Source organism: Dyadobacter sp. CY351 (genome assembly GCF_021502625.1).
GTDB lineage: Bacteria > Bacteroidota > Bacteroidia > Cytophagales > Spirosomataceae > Dyadobacter > Dyadobacter chenhuakuii.
Genome location: NZ_JAKFFU010000002.1, coordinates 780,413 through 804,990 on the forward strand (window position 1 = coordinate 780,413; position 24,578 = coordinate 804,990).

General features: G+C 48.1%; 13 protein-coding genes. 10 read left to right on the forward strand and 3 right to left on the reverse strand.

Features of this window, described 5'->3' with window-relative positions; all coding sequences use genetic code 11:
- The first annotated feature begins 37 nt into the window (after nucleotides 1–37).
- Nucleotides 38–2,218, forward strand: a complete 2,181-nt coding sequence (locus L0660_RS05345) for a xanthine dehydrogenase family protein molybdopterin-binding subunit (RefSeq protein ID WP_235158467.1) — start codon at nucleotides 38–40, stop codon at nucleotides 2,216–2,218.
- 43 nt (nucleotides 2,219–2,261) lie between these two features.
- On the opposite strand, the gene L0660_RS05350 is transcribed toward L0660_RS05345, so the two are convergent.
- Both L0660_RS05350 and L0660_RS05355 read right to left on the reverse strand, forming a co-directional pair.
- Nucleotides 2,262–5,270 carry a HAMP domain-containing sensor histidine kinase gene (locus L0660_RS05350; RefSeq protein WP_235158468.1) on the reverse strand — a complete coding sequence of 1,003 codons (3,009 nt, stop codon included), beginning with the start codon at nucleotides 5,268–5,270 and terminating at the stop codon, nucleotides 2,262–2,264.
- Between the two features lie 94 nt (nucleotides 5,271–5,364).
- A complete protein-coding gene (locus L0660_RS05355; protein WP_233795891.1) occupies nucleotides 5,365–5,994 on the reverse strand; it encodes a response regulator transcription factor in 630 nt (209 codons plus the stop codon).
- A gap of 173 nt (nucleotides 5,995–6,167) precedes the next feature.
- Here L0660_RS05355 and L0660_RS05360 point away from each other — a divergent pair, with 173 nt between their 5' ends.
- From L0660_RS05360 to bla, 3 genes are all read left to right on the forward strand, one after another.
- Entirely contained in the window at nucleotides 6,168–6,584 is a 417-nt protein-coding gene (locus tag L0660_RS05360; protein ID WP_235158469.1) for a response regulator transcription factor, read from the forward strand.
- Nucleotides 6,585–6,586: 2 nt separating this feature from the next.
- On the forward strand, nucleotides 6,587–6,967 hold the full coding sequence (locus L0660_RS05365) for a hypothetical protein (RefSeq protein WP_235158470.1): 381 nt from the start codon (nucleotides 6,587–6,589) through the stop codon (nucleotides 6,965–6,967).
- 95 nt (nucleotides 6,968–7,062) lie between these two features.
- Nucleotides 7,063–7,797: a subclass B1 metallo-beta-lactamase gene (gene bla, locus L0660_RS05370; RefSeq protein ID WP_235158471.1), complete on the forward strand. Its 735-nt coding sequence runs from the start codon at nucleotides 7,063–7,065 to the stop codon at nucleotides 7,795–7,797.
- Here the strand turns inward: bla and L0660_RS05375 are convergent, their stop codons facing one another.
- On the reverse strand, nucleotides 7,798–10,218 hold the full coding sequence (locus L0660_RS05375; RefSeq protein ID WP_235158472.1) for an ABC transporter permease: 2,421 nt from the start codon (nucleotides 10,216–10,218) through the stop codon (nucleotides 7,798–7,800). It abuts the gene before it with no gap.
- Nucleotides 10,219–10,458: 240 nt separating this feature from the next.
- Between L0660_RS05375 and L0660_RS05380 the strand changes: the two genes are divergently transcribed.
- The 6 genes from L0660_RS05380 to L0660_RS05405 all read left to right on the forward strand — a co-directional run bounded on the left by L0660_RS05380 (nucleotide 10,459) and on the right by L0660_RS05405 (nucleotide 24,536).
- On the forward strand, nucleotides 10,459–11,412 hold the full coding sequence (locus L0660_RS05380) for a hypothetical protein (RefSeq protein ID WP_235158473.1): 954 nt from the start codon (nucleotides 10,459–10,461) through the stop codon (nucleotides 11,410–11,412).
- Between the two features lie 103 nt (nucleotides 11,413–11,515).
- Nucleotides 11,516–15,652, forward strand: a complete 4,137-nt coding sequence (locus L0660_RS05385; RefSeq protein ID WP_235158510.1) for a hybrid sensor histidine kinase/response regulator transcription factor — start codon at nucleotides 11,516–11,518, stop codon at nucleotides 15,650–15,652.
- Nucleotides 15,653–15,954: 302 nt separating this feature from the next.
- Entirely contained in the window at nucleotides 15,955–19,173 is a 3,219-nt protein-coding gene (locus tag L0660_RS05390) for a TonB-dependent receptor (protein WP_235158474.1), read from the forward strand.
- Nucleotides 19,174–19,209: 36 nt separating this feature from the next.
- Nucleotides 19,210–20,835: a RagB/SusD family nutrient uptake outer membrane protein gene (locus L0660_RS05395; protein ID WP_235158475.1), complete on the forward strand. Its 1,626-nt coding sequence runs from the start codon at nucleotides 19,210–19,212 to the stop codon at nucleotides 20,833–20,835.
- Nucleotides 20,836–20,854: 19 nt separating this feature from the next.
- On the forward strand, nucleotides 20,855–22,021 hold the full coding sequence (locus L0660_RS05400; protein ID WP_235158476.1) for a glycan-binding surface protein: 1,167 nt from the start codon (nucleotides 20,855–20,857) through the stop codon (nucleotides 22,019–22,021).
- Between the two features lie 157 nt (nucleotides 22,022–22,178).
- Complete coding sequence (locus L0660_RS05405; protein ID WP_235158477.1) at nucleotides 22,179–24,536, forward strand: alpha-xylosidase; 2,358 nt, start codon at nucleotides 22,179–22,181, stop codon at nucleotides 24,534–24,536.
- The last annotated feature ends 42 nt before the right edge of the window (nucleotides 24,537–24,578 follow it).

The window sequence follows — 24,578 nt, forward strand, 5'->3', positions numbered from 1 at the left end:
ATATCATTATGCAGGTCCAAAATGACAATCAAAAGCAATGAAGCCATTTTTTGAATCTTCGGAGCCGGACATGTCACTCGATCGTGTGGATGGGCGGGTAAAAGTGACGGGGGCCGCGACTTATTCAGCAGATTACCACTTCCCTGATATGGCCTATGCTGTGCTGATTACCAGTACAATAGCAAAAGGAAGCATTGTAAGCATTGATTCCAAAAAAGCGGCGGCTGTACGCGGTGTCCTCGCTGTGATCAGCCATTTGAATTCCCCTGGCGTTCCGGGATATGGGGATGTTAAACAACCGGCCGAAAGAGCGGCTGTCGGAACAGCATTTCGCGTTTTCTATGATAACCTCGTGTATTTCAGTGGCCAGCCGGTTGCTATGGTGGTCGCGCAGACATTGGAGCAGGCAAATCAAGCTGCATCACTCGTCAAAGTAAAATACCAAAAGGAGGCTCATCAGACTGACTTTGAGGAAAATATAAAAAATGCTGCCCTAGCAGAAGGCGTACAGAGAAATAAAAATTCACCTTTTCAGGATTATGTAAGGGGAAATCCAGATGCCATTAATGAAGCGAAAGTAAAAATTGAGGACACTTACACGATCCCTACGCAGCATCACCAGCCCATCGAGCCGCACGCGATCATTGCGGTTTGGGAAGGCGCGGATAAATTGACCATTTATGATAAAAATCAGGGAGTCAAGTCTGCCCAGGGGAATCTGGCGCAAGCGTTCAAGCTGCCTCGGGAGAATGTAAAAGTGAACGCGCAGTTCATTGGCGGTGCATTTGGATCGGGCATCCGTGTATGGCCGCACACGGTGGCAGCGGTGCTGGCAGCCAGGAAGCTGAATCGGCCGGTGAAGCTCGTTCTGGCCCGTGAGCAAATGTTCACATCCGTCGGTTATCGTCCCTATACGGTTCAAAAAGTGGCTATGGGGGCAGATGAGCAGGGCACGCTTTCCGCCATTGTGCACGAAGGGGTAGGGCAGACCTCCACTTACGAAGAACATTTGGAGCGGACCATCCTCGCGTCCCGCGCCATGTATGCCTGCCCGAATGTGACTACGCAATACAGGCTTTTGAAACTGGACGTTAACACGCCGACATGGATGCGCGGGCCCGGCGACGCAACGGGAATGTTTGCACTAGAATCAGCATTGGACGAGCTGGCCTATGCATTGAAAATCGATCCGCTGGAAATGCGGTTGCGCAATTATGCCGAATGTGACCCGGAAAGGAATCTGCCGTGGTCGGCGAAAGGACTTCGGGAATGTTACAAACTGGGAGCTGAAAAATTCGGTTGGAAAGATCGGGTCATGTCACCTCGCTCGATGCAAAAAGACCATATGCTGGTTGGTTATGGAATGGCTTCGAGCCTTTATGGTTTTCACCGGCACCCGAGCAAAGCCAGAGCGATTATGCTCGCCAACGGGTCCGTTATTGTGCAAAGCGCAACGATGGATATTGGGCCGGGAACAGGAACGGCCATGACCAGCATTGCATCGAAAGTCCTGGGAATAAGCCCGGAAAAAATCCGGTTCGACCTGGGCGATTCCAGCCTGCCGGACGCGCCGGGGCAGAATGGCTCATCCACCATTCCAAGCGTTGGCTCGGCAGTTCACGTCGCTTGCGAAGCCCTGAAAAAGAGATTGTCCGAACTGGCTGAGGCGATGCCCGACTCCGGTTCCAAGTCCGTTTCGTATCCCGACATTTTGAAATATCACAATTTACCACAAGTCGAAGTCACGGAAGAATCTAAATCCGGGCCGGAGCGTGACCAGTATTCCATGTATTCTTTTGGGTGTCATTTTGTGGAAGTGCAGGTGAATCCGGTTACGGCGGAAGTGCGGGTAACGCGTGTCGTCACCTGCGCGGACGTTGGCAAAATAATCAATTACAAAACTGCCCGGAGCCAATCCATTGGCGGCATAGTGGGCGGCATAGGAATGGCGCTGATGGAAGAAGCCGTTATGGACCACCGTTATGGCCGTTACGTGACGAATGATTTGTCAAGCTATCATCTCCCGGTTCACATGGACACTCCGGAAATTGAGGTAATTTACATTGATAAGCCCGATATGGTGGTCAATCCCATCGGCTCCAAGGGCCTCGGAGAAATCGCCATCGTAGGCGTAGCCGCCGCCATCGCCAACGCAGTTTTCCACGCCACCGGAAAGCGCATAAGAGAGCTACCGATCACGGTTGATAAGTTGGTCTGAGGGTGGGGTTTTATAAGCTACGCCATGCTGGTAAGTCCCTTATCTACTCAAAAACCAACCTCACAATCGTGTGATTTTTGGTGTTGATGGTGGCGGTGATGTTGATGGCGAGCAGGACGCTTAAGTCTTTTACTATTACAAGTCCGATGCCTCTTTGTTCGGGATATAGGGAGATTTTCAGCCATTCTTCGTAGGTGCGATAGGATTTATTGAGCCATTTCATAAGGTCTTCCGGCATGCCGGTTCCGCTGTCTTCGATGATGATCTGCTTCTTGCCATCCTCAATGCCGGACGATATTGTTATTTCGGATGCGCTGATTTTTAATGCATTATCCAGTAAATTATGCACGATAATCGATAGCAGACTGGGATCGCTCCACACATGAAAACCGGGCTCAACATTATTTTTTAATACAACTCCCCTGGAAACGGCAATGCCGGAGAAAAGCGAATAAATGCCATCGATCATGGCCCGCGCCTCTACCTGGCTCATTTGTGTGCGTGAAGAGCCGTTTTTGTTTTGAATTTTGATGTAATCCAACAAATTTTTGGTCAGCGTTCCAATGTGCACCGTAGTATTAAGCGTTTCTTCGCTCATCCTGTTTATCAGCGGATTACCATTTTCCAGTTTTTGAAGATAATCATTGATATACCGCAGCGAATAGCCGATGTAATGCAATGGCGTCTGAATGTCGTGATTTACCGCTGCTACAATCTGGCTGATAACCCGGTAATGCCGGACCAGATTGTCTTTTCGCTCTTTTTTTACCAGATAACCCGCCCGCCATTTTACAGCCATGAAGTACAATCCCAGCAAGGCAAGCGCGATAAGTAACCGGAACCACCACGTTTCGTACCACGCCGGCCGAATGTCCAGGACGATCGTTTTGTAGGTGTAATCGTTGGTCTTAAAGCCGTTTTTCTTTCTGATCGTCAGGTTGTATTTACCGTACGGCATCTTCGGGATGGAGATCATGAAGTCGGTATTAACGCGCAACCATTTCTCCTCTCTTCCTCCGCCTGACAAGGAATAATGCATCTGAATGTTATTCACATGACCGGGATATGGTGTCGTCACCTGCAAGCGAAGCTGTTCCGAGTTATATGGAACAAGCAGCGTGTCTTTGACCGGGATGTCTTTCCCATCCATAGTGACAGAACTTACAAAAACGCCCCTATCCGGCAATTCGGGCTTGATTTTGTTTGGAGAAAACCACACAAGGCCATCCATTGAAGGAAGTGATAAAGTGCCGTCGGCCAGCTTTACCGAACACGGATAACAACCACCATTAAACTCATTTGTAGCAAAACCCTGGCTCCGGTCGTAATATAAATAGTAAACCATGTTATGACTATTCTGGACATAGTCCAGTAAATGCCGCTTCGCTACCTGAAATAAGCCTCTGTTTGTGGTAATCCAAAAAAAGCCATTCGCATCTTCGCTGATGCAATGTGCAAAGGCCAGAAACCGGTCCTTATCTAAGGGAAACGAGATCAAGCGGTCTTTTTTTAACAGGAAAAAACCGTTGCCATAAGTTGTGATCCACGTTCCCTCTGCGGTTGTGTAAAAGCTCCGGATACTCATATCCTTGAAATTAGTCAGCTTTTGGAACAGTTTGGTGCGGACATTATATCTGAAAAACCCCGTTGTGGTTCCCAGCAGAAGGACGTCATCTGACTCCTGGCCTATGATGGAAACACCTCCGAAATCTGCTTTTAAAACCAATTTGGGCTGGTAGCCGTTGCCGGACTTCACCAGTTCATGCAGCGTGTTGTTTTCCCCGCCCAGCCATACCCTATGTTGCTTATCGATACGAAGCGACATGAATTTTTGCTGCAATTTTAACTGATATAGCACATTTCGTGCTGTTTTATCCAATTTAAAAAGGTCGTCACCGATCCCAAACCAGAAAGAACTGTCAGGATTCATAGCCAGAGAGAATTTGTAACCAAACTCTTTCATAAACGGAGAAACCACGCCTTCAAAAAACGGGGCACCTGCTTCGTTCCGTCCTATGCGGTATCCCTGGCTGGTTATTACAGCATTGTTTCCAGCTGGTTTTTGTGCGTAGTATGCATTATCAGCGTCCTTACCGGTTATTTTAAGCGTTACAAAGTTTTTATTTTTAATTAAAAACAAACCTTTGGTCGTGCTTCCCAGCAGCAGAGCGCCGGTGGTTTTGCTATAATGCGCTGCCACGATATCCTGATCTTCAAAATCAAAACCCTGCAGAAGCAATTTTGTCGTCAATCGTCCCCCAGGCGTTAATTCGAGCGCGTAGAAGGTTTCATTCAGATATAGAAAGGCACTTTTTGCAACATTGTTCCAATACAATTTGAGATTGTCTTTGCCTTTGATAAACAAATCATTACGAACGATGTCTCCATCGGGCGAAACGATTTCATTGCTTTTCCCAATCCTTATTCTGATAATCCTGCCCAATGCGTCGATGGCGAACGGTTGGGACCCAATCAGGAAAAAATCCCGGAACAAGCCGCGGGATGTCGAGATCAGCTTTTGATTTTTATAGCAGGAAATGGTGTTTTGCCTCCATATGTAGAATGTCGCGCTGTCCGCAGCCACGAAGTAATGCTCCTCCATCGGCCTGTTCGGGTATTGCGCGGGCGAGCTTCCCAGCATGCTGTTGTGCCTGATCTGCCTGCCTGTGAAAGGGTCGGTCTGCGTGTATTTTTTATAAAAAGCGGTGTCAGATTTTACCAGCCCGTTGTTGCGGATGCCGATGTACTGGTTGTCCTCCGTGAGTCCGTAAAATTCGTAATCGGGATCGGCCTGCGGACTTGGCAGGGCGGGAACAAAGCCGCGTATCCGGTTGCTTGAAATGGCTACATTAGACTTATCGAAAGTGATAAACTTTTGCCCGTCGAAACGCACGACGCCCACCTCTGTCGCAAGCCAAAAAAAGCCGTTTCTGTCTTCCATAATGGCCTTTACGCTATTCTGCGGGAGCCCGTTTTCGTCAGTGAAATGTTGCAGGCGGTACGATGAAAGCTCGTCCTGCGGCTGCGCTTTAATGTAAAAGGCAACGAGCATAAGGCAAAGAAAGCACCGTAAAACGATGACCGGACAGATTCTCATTCGGGCGTCAATAACACGTTTCCAATTAAGAGAATGCCGGTACATGAAGTTACCCGTTCAATTCAAAATATCTCGTAAGTTCAATGACATTGGTTACGCCGAGTTTTTCAAAGATCTTCGCTTTGTAACTGCTCACGGATGAGGGTGACAAGTGAATGTGCTCGCTTATGGCCTTGGTAGACAGTCCTTTGGATAGTAATTTGGCGACTTCCAGCTCCTTGTCCGTCAGCTTATCCGTAATCAGATCCTGGCTGCCTTTATTGAAAAGCTGGCCAAAAACCTGCTCCATAACCGAAGGGCTCGCGTAAATTTTTCCACTGATCACACTGTCAATCGCCTGCTTAAATTCCTCGTTAAGTGCCGTCTTCGAAATGTAGCCATTGGCTCCGGCTTTCAAAAAAGGGAGCGCGTAAAGCTGTTCGTCATAGCTGGAACATACCAGGATCGGGATCTTGGGCTGTTTCATCCGCACAGAGGTGATCATTCCCACTTTGTCGCCGCCAGGCAGGTTAATATCCATGATCAGTAAGTTGTATGGCTGTTTTTCAAGCAAGGCCAGCGCTTTGTTGAAATCGCCGGTTGCCGTGACAACAGCGCCTGGCATGTGTTCCATCAACAAATGCTGGATCCCCATCAAAATCAATGGATGGTCCTCGGCCACAATAATTTGAATGCTCATGAGGAACGTTAGTAATAATGAAACCTGGCATATTCACACAACAAGTTAGAAAAAATAGTTATAGAATTAATTTGTCAGGGTATTTAATTTTTTTAGTCCTCAAATAACATTTTTCAATTATCAATTCAATTATCTCGCGTGTCGCTGACAGCTATACGTTGTAGTTTTGCGCCATGAAAATCGCCGTAATAGACCAGCATCCGGTCCTTCGCTCAGGGATGCGTATCTTTCTCAGGGATCACTTCCAGAACCTCACAATGATCCAAACCTCTTGTATGCAAACGTTCGGGAAATGTGATGAACAGCATACTTTTGATATCATCATCATTGGTATGACAGAGGAAGCGGATGGTATCGATAATGTAGCATTGAAGCGCATTATGAACGATTATCCGCAATCATCATTCGTCGTTTACGCTGGAAAATTACAGCACGATCTGGCAAATTCGCTTCTGGATGAGGGTGTGAGCGGATATCTACTAAAAACCAATCATCCCGACGAACTGGTAACGTGCATTAAGACAGTGATCAATGGTGACAAATATCTCTGTAAAGAAGTGCAAAGCACCGCGAACGTATACTCTGCATAGTTATGACAAAAAATTGGCAGCTTTTTAGCCTGATCATTACATTATTTGTTTTGATTGGCTGCATGATCATTGTAAATCAGAATAGACAATCCGAGGTGCTTGCAACAAGGACGAAGCTGGCAAACCCTTCCAGCATTTATATTAAAAGGGAAATAAAAACCGATCTGTATAAACCGACAGACAGTCCCGCGCCACTGACAGGGTGGGAAATGAGCGGAGCGGACGCGCGAGGCAATGAAGGAATGATGCAGACCAAAACCGTAACGACCCTACCGCAGCGTTCAAATCAAAAGGCATACGCTGACAGTTCACAGGTGGGCCAGAGAAGGCAATATCGCGACAGTTCAGCAGCTGCGGACCGCGATTCAGTTACTTCCAGGTGATTTTTGACATTGATTCGGGTATTTGTTGGTTGAGATTTGTTTAAGCAGGCGAATTCGTTTTGTTTTACTAAAACAAAAATCAACGATACGCAACGATGAGACAACTCCTGTTCCTAAGCCTTGTATTTCTCCTGACATGCTGCAAATCCGCAAAAGTTTCTGACAAAAGTTTCAGCAAGGGAGACATTATTGTTGAGCGCGTTAAGCCGAATGTTTACCGGCACATTACTTACTTCCAAAGTGAGACATTCGGAAAAGTGCCTTGCAACGGGATGGTTGTATTTGATAAAGGGGAAGCTATTATTTTTGATACGCCGGTCGATGATTCCACTTCTTCGCAACTCATCAGCTGGGTTCAGGATGGCCTCGATTGTAAGGTTGTGGCCATCATTGCGACGCATTTTCACGAAGATTGTGTAGGCGGGCTCAAAGAGTTTCAACGCCGTGGGATTCCTTCTTATGCCGAAAACCGCACCATTGCTTCCACCAAACTAAAAAATTTCCCGACGCCTGAAAAAGGTTTTGATAACAAGCTTGCATTGAAAGTAGGCAACAGGAATGTGATCACGGAATTTTTTGGTGAAGGACATACCAAAGACAACGTCGTCGGTTATTTTCCGAGCGAAAAAGTAATGTTTGGCGGATGCCTTATTAAGGAAGTCGGAGCAGGGAAAGGGAACCTGGAAGACGCCAACGAAGCCGCCTGGCCCGCAACGGTGACCAGGCTGAAACAGCGATATCCCGACGTCGAGGTCATAATTCCGGGCCACGGCAAGTCAGGCGATACTGCGCTGCTGGATTATACGATCAAATTGTTTGAAAAAAAGTGATCAGTCCGATTTAAGCGATTTGACAGGATTTAGTGAGGCAGCTTTAACAGCCTGATAGCTTACTGTAAGCACGGTTAAAGCCAATGCCAGCAACCCCGAAATTGTGAATATCCACCAGGATAATGTGGTATGATACTGATATTTAGCAAGCCAGTTGGATAAAGAATAATAGGTCAGGGGAGTTGCTATGAGCAGTGCAATTACGATGAGGTAAACAAATTCTTTCGAAATCATCAGCCAGATGTTCGTGATGGTTGCGCCTAGCACTTTCCGGATGCCGATTTCCTTGGTTCGCCGCTCGGCAGTGAATGCTGCCAATGCAAAAAGTCCCAGGCAGGAAATAAGAATTGCGAGCACAGCGAAGAAGGTAACCAGCTTGGCAACACGCTGTTCCACTGCAAACTTCAAGCCATATTCCTGATCTGCAAACTTGAAATCGATCACTGCATCCGGCAGATGCTTTTTGAAAATGGACTGGACCTTTTCCATGGCCGTCGCAGTTTCGGTTCCGGGTTTTAGTTTTAGGTAAAGAAAATTCGGTGCGTAGGTCATGAAATAGATAGTCTGCTTCACCTGCTGAAAAGGCGATTGCATGACCATATCGTCGATCACACCCACAATGTGATACACATCATCATTAAAAGTCGCATCTTTCCAGCGGATCGTTTTCCCTATCGGATCTTTCAAACCCATGTATTCAACGGCAGATTTGTTTAAAATAACTGCCATTGAGTCGGACGGAAATGCTTTTGAAAAATCACGTCCTTCCTTCACGTGCCAGCCCACCGTGTTGCCGTAACTGTGTGAAGCTGCAATGACGGCGAAATTTTCCTGCAAGTCAGGCGCTTTTCCAGCCCATGAAAATCCGCTCGCATTGGACATCACGTCCGTCGCCGGGCCGGATGACTGTGCAACATCGGCCACATAACCCGATTGCAGCAGATCATTATTCAGCGCATCCAATGGGCCGCCCCCGCGTGGCATTTGAACATTAATGAGTCCGTTTCGTTCGTAACCAACTGCCCGGTTTTGTCCAAACTGGATCTGCCGGAAAACGACAATGGTCCCGATAATCAAAGAAACGGAAACCGTGAATTGTAAAACGACCAGTATTTTTCTTGGTAAGGAAGTAATGTTGCCAAAGTGAACATTCCCTGATTTTAAGATTTTAGCAGGTTTGAAGGACGACAGATAGAAAGCAGGATAACTTCCTGAAATAATGGAAACGACGCCACAAAACGCAAGGATCAGGATCCAGAAAGCCGGGCTGGAGATGAATTCAGTGCCTCGTACCAATTGCAGATTTTTATCGGCAACCGCGTTGAAATAAGGCAAAGCAACTTCAACCAGAACAAATGAAATTAGCAATGCGATGGTAACGGTAATAAGGGATTCAAACAAAAATTGGAAAACAAGCTGGTAACGCATCGATCCAACCGCCTTCCGGACGCCCACTTCACGAGCCCTTTTCTCAGACCGCGCCGTGCTCAGATTCATGAAATTGATGCAAGCCAGCAATAAAATGGAGATGCCGGCAACGCTGAAAATATATACATATGTAATCTGACCGCCCGCATTCCGGCCATTTTCCCAATCGGCGAACAAATGCCAGCGGTTCATAGGATGCAATAGCAAGCTTGGTTTTAAACTCGCTTCCATCTTATTGTCCTTTACGCGGCTCATCATTAACCCGCTGATCCGCTCGGACACCGACTCAATGTTTGTTTTGGGCGTAACTTTTATGAGTATTTCAAATGTCTTAATGCCCCAGTTATCCTTAGCCTCGCCTATCCATTGCCTTCTTTTGGCACTAACGAACAGTTTCCACGGTGCGATGAAATCGAGATTCTTGTATTCAGAATTCTCAGGGAAATCTTGATAAATGCCGGCAACTTCGGCCCGCAGCTCGTGATCGATCAGGATGATTTTGCCCAATGCTTCACCTTTTCCAAAAAATGCGCTCGCAGCGGATTCAGAAATGAGCACCGCGGAAGGGTTTTGAAGAGCCTCCCGGCTGCCTTTCATCATTATGGGCGACAGAATGTGCGCGCCTTGCGGCTCCATAAAACGCCCTTTACGCCGAAACTTGTTCTCATCCGACAAGATATCATAATCGTCACTGCTCCATGACACGGCTACCTGTTCCAGGTCTTGTCCGTGACTGTTGCGCAGCTCGGCAGCGAGTGGGAACGGCATATTGGCAGACGTGATCACCTTGCCATTTTGCGTCGAATTCCACATAACCCGCGCAATGCGGTCGCTGTTTTCAATCTTTTTATTGAAATTCCATTCGTCCCACACCCACATGGAGATGAGCAGTGCAACGGCCATCCCGATGGCCAGGCCGGCAATGTTGATGAAGGAATGAGCTTTATTTCTGGCAAGTCCCCGGAAAGCGATCTTCGCGTAGTTCTGTGTCATGGCAGCAGTCGTTCGATTTCCGGTAAAAGCGATTTAAATGACAATCCTCCTCCCCATCCCCCGCAATATTTGTTGGTCCCTATGCCGCGGAAATTTTGAAACATTTTCTAGCGAAAAAAAATGAATAGGACGCTTTTGCACAAAGGATTGACGAGTAGTTTCCAACCATTTTCGATTTGTTTAGTTCTTAGTAACTGGAAGGATATTAAACCGAACTATCAACCTAACCGTCAACGTCCTATGCGCACCGTTTCCTTATTTATCTGCCTGTGTATTATCGCATTTTTTGCCGGGTGTAATCACCAAAAGTCCGACGTCGTCAACCCGGTCATCGGTAACATTAGTTTTATTGAGAAGTTTGGATTTGAGCCTGATGAGGACACGGATAACGAGCTGCGGATCAAAACACACCTCCTGTATGTGGAGCGGCTTTTGCGTCAAGCAGATGTTTCGCACCTTACCAACGAATTTAAATCCAGAAGAACCCATTTGCTCGACCTGCTCCGGAGCTATGCGCAAGCTGGAAAGTATCCTAAAAACTACGATTACGAAGGGCAGCGCAAACCGTGTTTCATCGACAAAGACCAGAATATTTGCGCGGTAGGTTATCTCGTTGAACAAACTGCCGGGAGGCGTACAGCAGAGCTTATCAACGCAAATTATCAGTATGCCGACATTTTAGATATGAACAGCGAATCGGTTGACAACTGGATCGCGTCGAGTGGGTTAACGAAGGAAGAATGTGCGATGATTCAGCCAGCCTACGGCTCATATCCATATCCCGATCAGCCTTCAAACCGCATTAAGCCCATGTATGCCATCAGTTCAGCCGTTGTGATGGGCGCAAATGCGACTTTTAATGTTATTAATATTGCAGATATTACCAGGGGCGCCGATTCCAAAACGGCCCCGGTCCTTGGATTTTTGGCCGGAACAAGCCAGGTTGCTATGGGTGCTTTCGGCTTTGCGCGCGAAAGACGTTTGACCAAGGGTGACAATTCGCCTCAATTTACCAGTCAGGGCAGGCTTTCTTTGTTCAATATAGGCATCGGCACCAGCACCATTCTATTGAGCAGCTGGAATCTTTTGCGCCAGAAGAAAATGGAGCAGAAACGCACCTCCTGGAATATTTACAGCTTTCCAGATGGAAATAATCAGGCAGGTGTAGGACTAAGTTTCAGCAGGAAGCTCTGATAAGCAATGTTGCCGGGCAGCAACATTGCCTGCTCGCCCGGTTGTATCCACATTCACATATAACAATGTAAGAATTCAGACAAAAGATTCGTTTTTTTGTGTGATGCGAAGTTGCTTTTGGGGTTTTTGCTGGGTAATAATGGTCGTGCTGGGTTGCGTGGGGAAGAGCCTGGCTCAATCCAATGAATATCAGTTTGCACGCTATAACACCGAACGCGGACTATCCCACAATGAAGTCAACTGTTTCCTGAAAGACAGCCAGGGTTTTGTCTGGATCGGCACGGCTAACGGCCTTAACCGGTTCGACGGCTACTCGTTTCGCGTTTTCAAGCACATTCAAGGCGATTCCACCACCATTTCGGATCATCGGATCAATGCGATATTTGAAGATCCGCAGGGTTACATCTGGATCAGTACACCGGTTGGATTTGATATTTACGATCCCATCGCTGAACGCATTGACCACAATGCCGACTTGGCGGCAAAAAGGCTCGGACTGCCAGATGCCAATTTCAGCCGCATTATAAAAACACGCTCCGGCGACTACTGGATCAATCACAACCGGCTGGGGTTACTGAAATTTATAACCCGTTCCAAAAAGCTGGTCAAGGTTAAATTTAGCCCTTCCGAAGACTCATCCGAGCCCGCCAAGCGTCTGATCTCCGATTTCGGTGAGGATGCGCAGGGTAACTTGTGGGTGGTGTGTGACGATGGGTTTCTGGCCCGTTTGCATGCAAAAACCTACCAGGTGGATGTGCAAAGTGCCATGTTACAAAACCGAAACCTGGGTAATTTGTCCAACCACAAGGTTTTTGTGGATGACGATGGCGAGCCCTGGGTGTATGTGGTAAAAGCCGCATTGGGTGCATTTTATTTTGATTTCAAAAACAACACATTACGCATTGCCAACACCGCCGGGGCAGATTTCCGCCTCAGTAACAACACCGTAAGTTCAATGGTCACCGGCCCGGATGGGCGCATCTGGATGGGCACGGATCATGGGGGCATTAATGTCGTGGATAAAAAACACGGGACCGTTTCCACCATGCTGTTCAATCCCGGCGACCCCAGAACGATCAGCCAGAACAGCATTCAGGCTTTGTACAAAGACCCGACGGGCATGATCTGGGCCGGGACATTTAAGAAAGGATTTTGCAGTTACCATAAGAATATCTTCAAATTTTCGCTGATACAGCACGCACCCGGCGATCCGCGCAGTCTTCCTTTTGACGATGTGAATATGTTTGTGGAGGATCAGAAAGGCAATCTCTGGCTGGGTATGAATGGCGGGGGTTTGATTTATTTTGACCGTAAAAACAACACATTCCGGCAATACAAGAACATTCCCGGCGACCCCGCAAGTTTGAGTAACAATGTGATTGTCAGTCTTTGTCTCGATAAAAGCAATGTGCTCTGGATCGGAACTTATTTTGGCGGGCTCAACAGTTTTGACGGCAAAACCTTCACGCGCTATCTGCACGATCCGGCTGATTCCACGAGCCTCATCGATGACCGCGTCTGGGAGATTTTTGAAGATTCGCAAAAGCGATTGTGGGTAGGCACCCTCGCCGATGGCCTTGATTTATTTGACCGGAACAAAAAAACATTCCGGCATTACCGGCGGCTGGCCCCCAACTCCGTCAGCTCGGATTACATTTCGGCCATGCTCGAAGACAGGCAAGGCAACATCTGGATCGGAACCGCAAACGGGATCGACGTTTTAATGCGGCAAACGGGCCGGTTTGTGCATTATGCCTACAAAGCCGGCGATCCCAAAAGTTTGAGCAGCGATGCCGTTACTTCACTCGCACAGGACCATTTCGGCAACATCTGGATCGGGACTTCGGAAGGATTGAACAGATACGACGCGCGCACCAATGCATTCGTTGCCTATAATACGCGACACGGCTTGCCGGATAACTCCATTCTGACAGTGGCCGTCGACGAGATGCAAAATTTGTGGCTTGGTACACCAAAAGGATTGGTTCATGTGGATATTTCCAAGCGTTCGGGTGGGGTGCCCGTCACATTTCAGGTGCGGACTTTCAATGAGGTCGATGGTTTACAGGGTAGGGGGTTCAATGAAAATGCTGCGCTCCGGCTGCAATCGGGCGAAATGGTTTTTGGCGGGGCCAACGGTTTCTCGATTTTTGATCCAAAACAAATTACAAACGAGCGCACCGCCACACAGGTAATGCTCACCGATTTTCAGATTTTCAATCAAAGCGTTCAGCCTGGGGAGCTTTTCGATGGCGAGGCTGTGCTGGCCAAGTCGGTTTCACTGACAGATCGCATTGTGTTGAAATACAGCCAGAATGTATTTACGATCGAATTTGCTGCGCTGAATTTCCTGCATCCTGAGAAAAACCATTACCTGTATACATTGGAAGGCTTTAACGAACAATGGTTTGAAGCCGACAATACGCGCAAGGTGACTTACACCAACCTTGATCCGGGGACTTATATTTTCAAGGTGAAAATGAAAGAGGGCGGCGCGTCCACGGAGCGCAGCCTGCGTGTGGTGATCCTGCCGCCATTCTGGCGCACGCCTCTGGCTTATCTGCTTTACTTCCTGTTTGCAGCCGGTGCGCTGATGGTTGCGCGATGGATCCTGATTGAGCGCGAACGGATGAACTTCAAACTCGAACAGGAGCGACATTATGCCCAGCAGCTGCACGAACTGGACATGATGAAGATCCGGTTTTTCACCAATGTAAGCCACGAGTTCCGCACGCCGCTTACCCTGATGTTGACTCCCCTCGAAAACCTGTTGAAAAATATCCGTTCCGATCACACTGTACACAGGCAATTGTCGCTGGTGCACCGGAATGCGCAGCGGCTATTTAACCTGGTAACCCAGATGCTCGATTTCAAAAAGCTGGAAGTGGAAGAAACGCAGTTCCGGCCGGAACGGGGAGATATTGTCCGGTTTTTGAGGCAGATCGCGCAGACTTTTTCGGACTTGTCCGAGCACAAGCACATTCGTTACCGGTTCGAAAGTGAATTAACCTCCCGCTATGCTGATTTTGATCAGGATAAGTTGTCGAAGATCATGTATAACCTGCTTTCTAATGCATTCAAATTCACGCCGGAAAACGGGCGCGTAACTGTGACCTTGCACATTGTGAACCAGGATAATAGCGAAGCATTGGAAATAAGCGTGGCCGATTCGGGGATCGGGATTCCGCCCGACGCGCAAGCCAAGGTGTTCGAACGGTTTTACCAGCATCCGATGCCCGACAATATGATGAACCAGGGCAGCGGGATCGGGCTTGCGATTGTCTCGGAGTTTGTAAAAATGCATGGCGGCACAATCGATCTCGAAAGCGCAGTGGGCCAGGGAAGCACATTCACCGTGACATTGCCTTTGCAGGAAAATCCGTCCCGAGTGTATGCATTGCCCGCGACAGAGGCATTGGCGCCCAGTATGACCGACGTGGAAATAGATCTGCCCGTGGAAAAAGCGGCGAAAAACAAGCCGCTCGTGCTGCTCGTGGAGGACAATGACGAGTTCAGGGTGTATTTAAAAGAAGTATTTCAAAAAGAATACGACATCCTGGAAGCCGGTAACGGGAAAACCGGACTGGAAATCACATTGGAACAAATCCCTGACCTGATTGTAAGCGATGTAATGATGCCCGAAATGGACGGGATCGAGCTTTGCCGCATTATTAAAACGGACCGGCGTATTTCGCATATTCCGGTAGTGCTGCTCACAGCCCGTGCGGAAGAAGAACAGCAATTGCAAGGTTACCAGACCGGCGCCGATGCGTATGTGACCAAACCTTTCCGGCTGGATATTTTACAAGTCAGGATCGCCAACCTGATCCGTCAGCGTGAGCAGTTGCAGCAGCAGTTTCAGCAGCACGTGGAGATCCGTCCGAGCGAGGTTGCCATTCGTTCGCTGGACGAGGAATTTGTAAACAGCGCAGTGAAAGTGGTGGAAGCAAACATGTCCAATGCCGAGTTTACCGTCGAAGAACTGAGCGATGCCATGTCCATGAGCCGCATGTATTTGTACAAAAAAATCCTTTCACTGACCGGCAAAACGCCCATTGAATTCATTCGCATCATCCGTATACGCAGGGGCGCGAGCCTATTGGAAAAAAGCCAGCTATCCATTTCTGAAATCGCTTATCAGATCGGTTTTAACAACCCGAAATACTTCGCAAAACTCTTCAAAGAAGAGTATAATATGCTTCCCACAGCCTACCGGAAAGAGCATCTTGGCCAGGAATAGTACAAAAGATCATTTTGATACTAACATATAATCGGCATACACTTGCTCATTACCTGCTCAATCGCATTTTTTAAATAACCATCCCATAATGCATCCACAGGCGAAAAAATAGGGCAATTTTTCGTCTCAGTTTACAAATGAACCCCTATTTGTAAACATTTGGATCCCCTGCTGATTGTTTTTTAAAGGCACATTTGTCCAACTATTCATTCGATTTATACCAAATCCGGCACTTCACCCAGTAGTCCCGGAAAAATCTAAATCGGAGGTGAACAAATAGTCACTTTATAAAACCAAACAACATGCAACAAAATTTGTACGAAACAAGGCGGGTAAGTCGCAGCTTGCAGTTCCTCGCCGGGTTGCTACGACCTCTTCTTTTAACATTGGGGATCATGGGCGCTGGGCTGGGTGCCTTTGCGCAGGGCGATGCGAAAAAAACGATTACCGGTACGGTGGTTTCGGTGGATGGCGACGATGGAATTCCAGGCGCAAGCGTGGTGGTGAAGGGAACCTCTAATGGTACAACTACAAATACGGAGGGTGAATTCTCAATTGAGGCGAGTGCGGGAAATACATTGGTGATCTCTTTTATCGGGTATGTGACGCAGGAAATTCTGGTAGGGAACAAGACAAAAATCGACATCAGATTGCAGGAAAGCATTGCTGCCCTGGACGAAGTGGTGGTGGTTGGATACGGAGAAATGAAGAAAACGGACGTTTCGAGCTCACAAGTGACTGTTTCAGGCAAAGACCTCAGCAAAACGATCAATACTTCGCTTGAACAGGGTTTACAGGGACGGGCGGCGAACGTAATGGTGCAGCAAAATTCGGGTCAGCCGGGAGCGGCGCCTTCGGTTTTGATACGCGGACTAAGCTCGCTGACGGGCACAACGCAGCCATTATATGTAATTGATGGTGTGCAGATCAAGCCTGATAACATGAAGGATGATCCTAATAACCGGCCAACCGGTTTTTCAAACATTCTTTCGAGCATTAACCCGGACGATATCGAAACGATCAACGTTTTGCAAGGTCCTTCTGCCACAGCGATTTATGGTGCAGTAGGGGCCAATGGTGTTGTCATGATCACTACCAAACGCGGTAAGGCGGGGGAAGCGAAAATTACTTTCAACTCGCTGCTGACATTGCAATCGGAGCCAAAGCACATTGATGTAATGAACCTGCGTGAATATGCACAGTTCCGGAATGAAGCGGCGGCTGTGGGTAGCACGGCTACCGAACCGCAATTTGCGGACCCTTCGGTATTAGGAGATGGTACAAACTGGCAGAGCGCACTTTTCCGTCCGACTACATTGCAGAAGTATTCTGTGGGCCTGAGCGGCGGTACGGAAAAATCGACTTATTACCTTTCCGGTGAGTATTTTAATCAGAAAGGGATTGTGGAAGGTTCGGGCTTCAAGCGTTATAATGGTCGTTTGAACCTAGAAAACCAAACGCGTAACTGGCTGAAAATCGGCGCGAATATGAGCGTTGGTATCACTGAGGAAAAAGTGAACACGAACAATGGCGGCATTATTCAGCTTGCACTGGACCAAAACCCGAGTGTGCCGGTAACCAATCCGGATGGAAGCTGGGGCGGGCCTGTTTCTACACAGTTCCAATTCACGAACCCGGTGATGATTTCCAAGATCTACAACGACTATAACCGCCGTACATCGATCCTGGGAAGCCTTTTTGCAGATGTGAAGCTGATGAAAAACCTGACGTGGCACACGGAAGTGAACGGAAGCTCTGAGTTTTTGAAATACTACTCATTCCACCCTTCTTATACAATCGGCGGTTACGTGGTTTCACAAGACGCAGCGACCTCGACGCGCTCGGTCAACACCAACAACTGGTGGAGCTTGCACAGCCGTATGACATATGATTTGAAACTGGGACGTCACGGTGTGAATATTATGGCTGGTCATGAAGCACAGGCATTTACCTATGAATCATTGAGCGGTACGCGTAAAAAGTTCATTACCAATACGATAGAGGAGCTTTCCGGTGGTGATGCATCTGTTATTTCCAATGTCAGCAACAACAGTGGTAAAGGTTCAGGATCCCGTGAATCGTATTTTGCTCGTGTGAATTATAGCTTCAATGAGCGTTACTTCTTGCAGGGAACTTACCGGATGGACGGTTCTTCGGCATTCCGTGAAGGACGTCGCTGGGGCAACTTCCCGGCCGTTTCGGTGGCATGGCGCGTTTCGGAAGAGCCTTTCCTGAAAAGTGTTAATGCAATCAATGACCTGAAACTGAGATTTGAGATCGGTCGCTCGGGTAACCAGGGAAGTGGCGGTAATGCTATTTATTCAACGCTTCAAACGGTTCCAACGGGCTGGGGAACAGGCTTCCTGGCTTCGAACTTTGCCAATGAATTCCTGACCTGGGAAAAAGACGACGTGATCAATGCCGGATTGGACCTGCATATGTTCAGCAACCGCGTGGAACTGATCGTGGATGCTTATATCAAAAACATTACGAGCCTGATCACGGTTAATTCATATCCGTTTACTTATGGTGGTGACATTGCTTACTCGCCAGGTTACCTGAGCTGGCCGGCCGTTAATGCTGGTTCCATGAAAAACCGAGGTGTCGGCTTTACATTGAACACCGTGAACATCGACAAAGCGGGTTTCTATTGGAGAACAGGCATTAACCTTTCGTTCGACCGCAATAAGGTAACGTCACTGCTGAACCCGATTACACCAACCTGGAACGCAACTTCGGTTGGTTTCAAAACAGAGGTGGGACAACCAGCCAGTATGCTAACCGGCTACATAGCCGAGGGACTTTATCAGGACGCTGCCGACATTAAAGGCCATGCGATCCAGACATCCAACGGCGAGCTGACGATGAATCCGCTCACAGGCAGCTGGGTAGGGGATAGCAAATTCAAGGATCTGAACGGCGACGGCATCATTGATGCAGAAGACCGCACCGTGATCGGTAACCCATGGCCGAAGTTCACATTGGGTTTCAATAACAATATGACCTACAAAAACTTCGAGCTGAACGCGTTCATGACGGGAAGTTTCAAGAATGATATTCTTAACTATCCGCGTTACCGTGCGGAAGTACCGGGTAATGGTGGTGTATTTGGAAACCAGTGGAAATCGGTGGCCAACTATGCACGCCCAAGCAGCTATGCAGTAGGTGATGCGGAAACGGTAACACTTACCAATCCTGGTCACGTAATCCCGCGTATCGCGCCGGGTGACCCGAATGGTAACAACCGGATGAGCACCAATTTCATTGAAGACGGAAGCTATGTACGTTTGAAAAATATCACATTGAGCTACAACTTCCCTAAGTCATTGCTGAAAGACACTTTCATCCGTGGATTGAAAGCTTCGGTAGGCGCGCAAAACCTGTTTACCATTACGAAATACAAAGGTTATGATCCGGAGATCGGAATGGTAAGCTATGGCGGAACGGTCATGGCCGGCATCGACACAGGACGCTATCCGTCTGTTCGTATGTATTCTTTCGGTCTGATGGCTGATTTTTAATCGATCTGATCCAATAATTTTTTAAAAGAAACTTATATGCAATTCAAAATAAAACTCCTGGCAGCCATCGGCACACTGATGCTTATGCAGGGATGCAGCGAAGAATTCCTGGACCGCCCGCCACTGGACGCGCTCACTTCGGGTAATTTTTACAAAACTGACGCCGAAATCCTGGCCGGAACGGCGCCACTTTACAACATTGTGTGGTTCGATTTCAATGATAAGGCCAACATGTCATTTCAGGAAGCCCGCGCTGGTAACCTTAACTCCAATGACAGGACGGCATATGTTAAGCACGCCATTCCATCGACGGATGTAAATACGCTTTTGCCGGGTTACAAATCGTTTTACAAAATCATTGCGCAAAGCAACAATGCTTACAAGGCGATCAAGGAAGCGACAGGAAGCACGGCTTCGGCCACTGTGAAAGCGCAGGGATTGGGCGAATGCCGTTTTATGCGTGCAACAGCCTATTATTACCTGGTAACCAACTGGGGCGCGGTGCCGATTGTGTATGATAACGTGGCGCAGCTTAACTTGCCACCTGTCCGCAACCGCATTGAAGATGTGTGGAAGCTGTTGATTCAGGATTACCGTTTCGCAGCAGAAAACCTTCCTGCAACTGCCGATCAGGGCCGTTTGACAAAATATTCAGCCGAAGGAATGCTGGCGAGAATGTACCTGATGCGCGCCGGATTGAACCAGAAAGGAACGCGTAACCAGTCGGATCTGGACAGTGCGAAATATTATGCGGAAGATGTGATCACGAAAAGCGGCCGGACGCTCGCGCCAACCTATGCGGAGCTGTTTGAAAGTGCTAATAACAACTCTTCCAAAAATAACCCGGAAAGCTTGTTTTCGCTGCAATGGATGCCGGTAAGCAGTCCCTGGGGAGTTAACAATTCGTTCCAGGCATACTTTGCCTACGACGCCAACATTACCACAACGGGCGATGGCTGGGGTGCAGCGCAAGGTTTGTCGGCGGATCTGGTGAAATATTTTGTTGAAAACCCTGCGGATTCACTTCGCAGAAAATCAATCGCGATGTTCGACAGCGATGTGTACCCGAACATTCAGAAAGCGACCGGTGGTTTGAAATACAACAGGCCTGCGCAATTATCGGCGATCAAAAAATACATTGTTGGCTCACCGGCAGATAATGGTGGTTTGGGCGGATTCATGGCTGCCAATATCAATTCCTATATGCTGCGTCTGGCAGAAGTTTACCTGATTTATGCAGATGCAGTTTTAGGCAATGCGGCTACAACCAATGATGCCAAAGCATTGCAATACTATAATGCGGTGCGCAAAAGAGCGGGTCTGGCGGCTAAAACTTCACTGACTTTCGAGGATATTTTCAAAGAAAGAAGAATTGAAACCGTGTTTGAAGGTAACTCCTGGAATGAGATTGTCCGCTGGTACTATTTCAATCCGGCCAAAGCAATCGCCTACACAGCTGCACAACGCAGGGAGAACTATACAATGACTTACGTGCCAGGTTCTACCAATCCGAAGAAATACACCGTGACTTATTCACCGGCTGAGTATTATCCGTTGTCGGAAAACACGCTTTACCTGCCCTTTCCGGAGGGAGAGCTCGTGAATGCACCTTCATTGAAAGGTGAACCGGTTCCTTTTGATTTCAGCACATTAGTTGACTAACCCTAATTTTTGTAAAGCGATGAACTTTAAAAATATATATAAAACAGCACTGGGGCTGTGCCTGGCAGCGGGAATGCTGCTTTCGTTCCAGAGCTGTAATGACGACGATGTGGACGGCGCGCCTGCAATCACCAACGTCCGCCTGCTCGACCCTACCAAAGCCGACAGTTCGCTGAATGCAGCAGAACCGGGTAGTCTGATCGTGATCCAGGGACAGAACCTGGGGAGTGTGATGAAGGTGTATTTCAATGATTTCGAAGCTACATTCAATGCTGCATTGGGCAGCAACTCAAATCTGGTTGTGACCATACCAGCCAATGCACCTACCAAGGCAGTGGACGCGAATGTGTCCAATAAAATTAAAGTGCAGACCCGCGGCGGGGAGGCTACTTACGACTTCGTATTATCCGCGCCGACGCCTGTGCTCACAGGTTTGTATTCCGAATTTGTAAAGCCCGGAGGCACGCTGGTTATCAACGGAGATTATTTTTATAACATTAAATCCGTAAAAGTAGGCGCGACCAACTTGCAGATCCTGAGCACTACGGTGAAGCAGATCACCGCCAAAATGCCCGCTACTGCCGTTTCGGACATTGTTACGGTGGAGGGCGAATTTGGCAGTGTCAAAACCGCTTTCAAAGTGAACAGTATGGAAGGGCATATGGTCAATTTTGACGTGCCTGCAACAACATGGGGGGCAGAAGTATGCTGGGGCGGAGCGCCGATTGTGCCGGCAACGGATGCGAATGCGATCTCAGGAAAATATTCACGGATCAAACAAACCAAGTTACCCGCAACCGGCTACGCCGACGCGTGGGTTTTCTCCACTTGCAGTTTCGATTTCAAGCTGGCAGCAGGTCCGGCCGCTGAAAGACAATTCAAATTCGAGCACAACATTGCAGAGCCTTGGAAAGCTGGTAAATACGAAATCACGATCACCGCAGGCGGCACTGAATTCGTATACGCATTCCAGCCCTGGAATTCCACAGAATTCACCGCAACCGGTTATCAAACCAATGGATGGAGAACGGCCGTCATAGAGCTTTCCGAATTCAAAAGCGCCTCCGGCGGCACCATCGCAGACGCATCCAAAGTAAGCGACCTGAAAGTATCATTCGGCTCAGCCGACGTAGCCATTGCTTCGTTTAATGGAAGTGTTGATAATTTCAGGATTGTGAAGAAGTAAGTTCCCTGTCACCCTGAGCGGAGCCGAAGGGGAGGAGCACGATGCAAAAGGCGTCATGCCTAGGCAGTAGCACCCCTTCGACTCCGCTCAGGGTGACAGGACACCTAGTCCGCCCAAGTAACAGCAATCAAGGGCAACAACAATTGCATCCTCCAATATGTATCATTATAAATTCCTACAAAAAACAGCATTGCTCCTCCTCCTGCTTTCGCTGATCTTTAATATAAATCCTGTTTCAGCCCAGCAGAGCAAGCTCGTGAATGACCCCGTTGATATCAGCGGTGATTTCCGGGATTTTTCCAACACATTGTTTTTTGCCGATAGTCTGGCCTCATTTGATCCTGCAACCGGTGCCGGAAAGATCAAATGGAAGCGGCATGAGGCTTTCGCTGCGCATAATTTTGATAATTCCATGCTGAGCTATAAGCGCTCTTACAGCAATGAATTTCCTTCCATTGAATACGCACAGGATCCTGTTTTGCCTTTTTCTGTTGAGTTTACATCGCCGCGCACTGTCCGTATTCGTGCGAATACGGGTGCTCTGGGACCTTCCTCCGAAATGTCGCTGATGCTTGTGAAAGAGCCGGTTAAGGATGGTTCCTGGAAATATAAAAAAATTAATGGTGGCCACGAATACACGAATGCACACGGATCTGTTATCATTTATGAAAATCCCTGGAAGATCCTGATTAAGGATTCAAATGGGAAAGTGCTTACGCAGACGCGGGGGCAGGCAGACGGCAAATCTTCTTATACGCCGACATTGCCGTTTTCATTTGTCCGCCGGGCTGCCGACTATTCGCGGAGCGTTGCGGCGGTTTTTTCTATTTCGCCTGACGAGAAGATTTTTGGTTGCGGCGAGTCGTTTACGCGGCTCGACAAAAATGGGCAAAAGGTTGTTTTATGGACGCACGACCCGAATGGCGTTCAAACGCAGACGATGTATAAACCGATTCCATTTTACATGAGCTCGCGCGGCTATGGAATGTTTATGCATACAACTTCGCCCATAACCTGCGACTTTGGCGCTACTTACGGGGAGTCCAATGCCATGCAGATCGGCGATGAGAACCTGGACCTGTTCGTGTTTTTGGGTCAGCCCAAAGACATTCTGGATGAATACACAAACCTGACCGGCAAGGCATCCATGCCTCCGTTGTGGTCATTTGGGCTGTGGATGAGCCGCATAACGTACTTCTCAGAGCAGGACGGGCGCAATGTTGCCGCCAAATTGCGCGAGAACCGCATCCCTTCCGACGTGATCCATTTCGATACAGGCTGGTTTGAGACGGACTGGCGTTGCGACTACAACTTCGCCCCAAGTCGCTTCAAAAATCCCGAGGGCATGATCGCGGACCTCAAAAAACAGGGTTTCCGTACATCGCTTTGGCAGCTGCCTTATTTTGTTCCGAAAAACACATTGTATCCCGAAATCGTGGACAAAGGCCTGGCTGTGAAGAACGCAAACGGGACCATTCCCTATGAAGATGCTGTGCTTGATTTTTCCAATCCCAACACCATTAAATGGTATGAAGATAAAATTTCAGGATTGCTGAAACTTGGCGTTGGCGCTATTAAGGTTGATTTTGGTGAAGCTGCACCATTATCGGGCGTGTATGCATCCGGTCGCACGGGCTTTTATGAGCATAACCTGTATCCATTGCGTTATAATAAGATCGTGTCGGAACTGACAAAAAAGATAACCGGCGACAACATTATCTGGGCCAGAAGCACCTGGGCTGGCAGCCAGCGTTACCCCATCCATTGGGGCGGGGATGCGGAAACCACGGACAAGGGAATGGAAGCACAGCTGCGCGGCGGATTGTCACTGGGACTTTCGGGTTTTACGTTTTGGAGCCATGATATCGGCGGTTTTACCATGAAAACGCCCGAAGATCTTTACCGCCGCTGGTTAATGATGGGCTTGCTGAGCTCCCATACCCGCACGCATGGTCAAGCGCCCAAAGAACCCTGGGAATATGGGAAAGATTTTCAGGATTATTTCAGAAAAGCGGTGGAGCTGAAATATAAGCTTATGCCATACATTTATACCCAATCCAAAATAGCTTCCGAGAAGGGCTTGCCGATGGTGCGCGCGTTGCTGGTCGAATTTCCGGACGATCCGGGTGCCTGGATGGTGGACAATGAATATATGCTGGGATCGGATATGCTGATTGCGCCGTTTTTTGAAAAAGCCAGAAGCCGGCAGGTGTATTTACCAAAAGGGAAATGGGTGGATTACCAAAGTCGCAAGGTGTACGAAGGCGGCTGGCACGATATTGAGGCTGGTGAATTGGAAGTGGTCATGCTGGTCCGCGAAGGTGCCGTGTTACCCCATGCCAAAGTGGCCCAGTCAACGGACCAGATCGATTGGAAAAATATAGAACTGGTGGGTTTTAATGTGGAAAGTCCGCGGACGACTATGAAGTTGTTCATGCCGGGTGAAAGTGTGGTGAAAGATGTTTTGGTTATTAAAAAAGGCGGAAAGCTTGTGTTGCAATATGCAAACAGATAACTTTTAGGCGAGCTTATTCGTTTGACAAGAATTCAAAGTAAG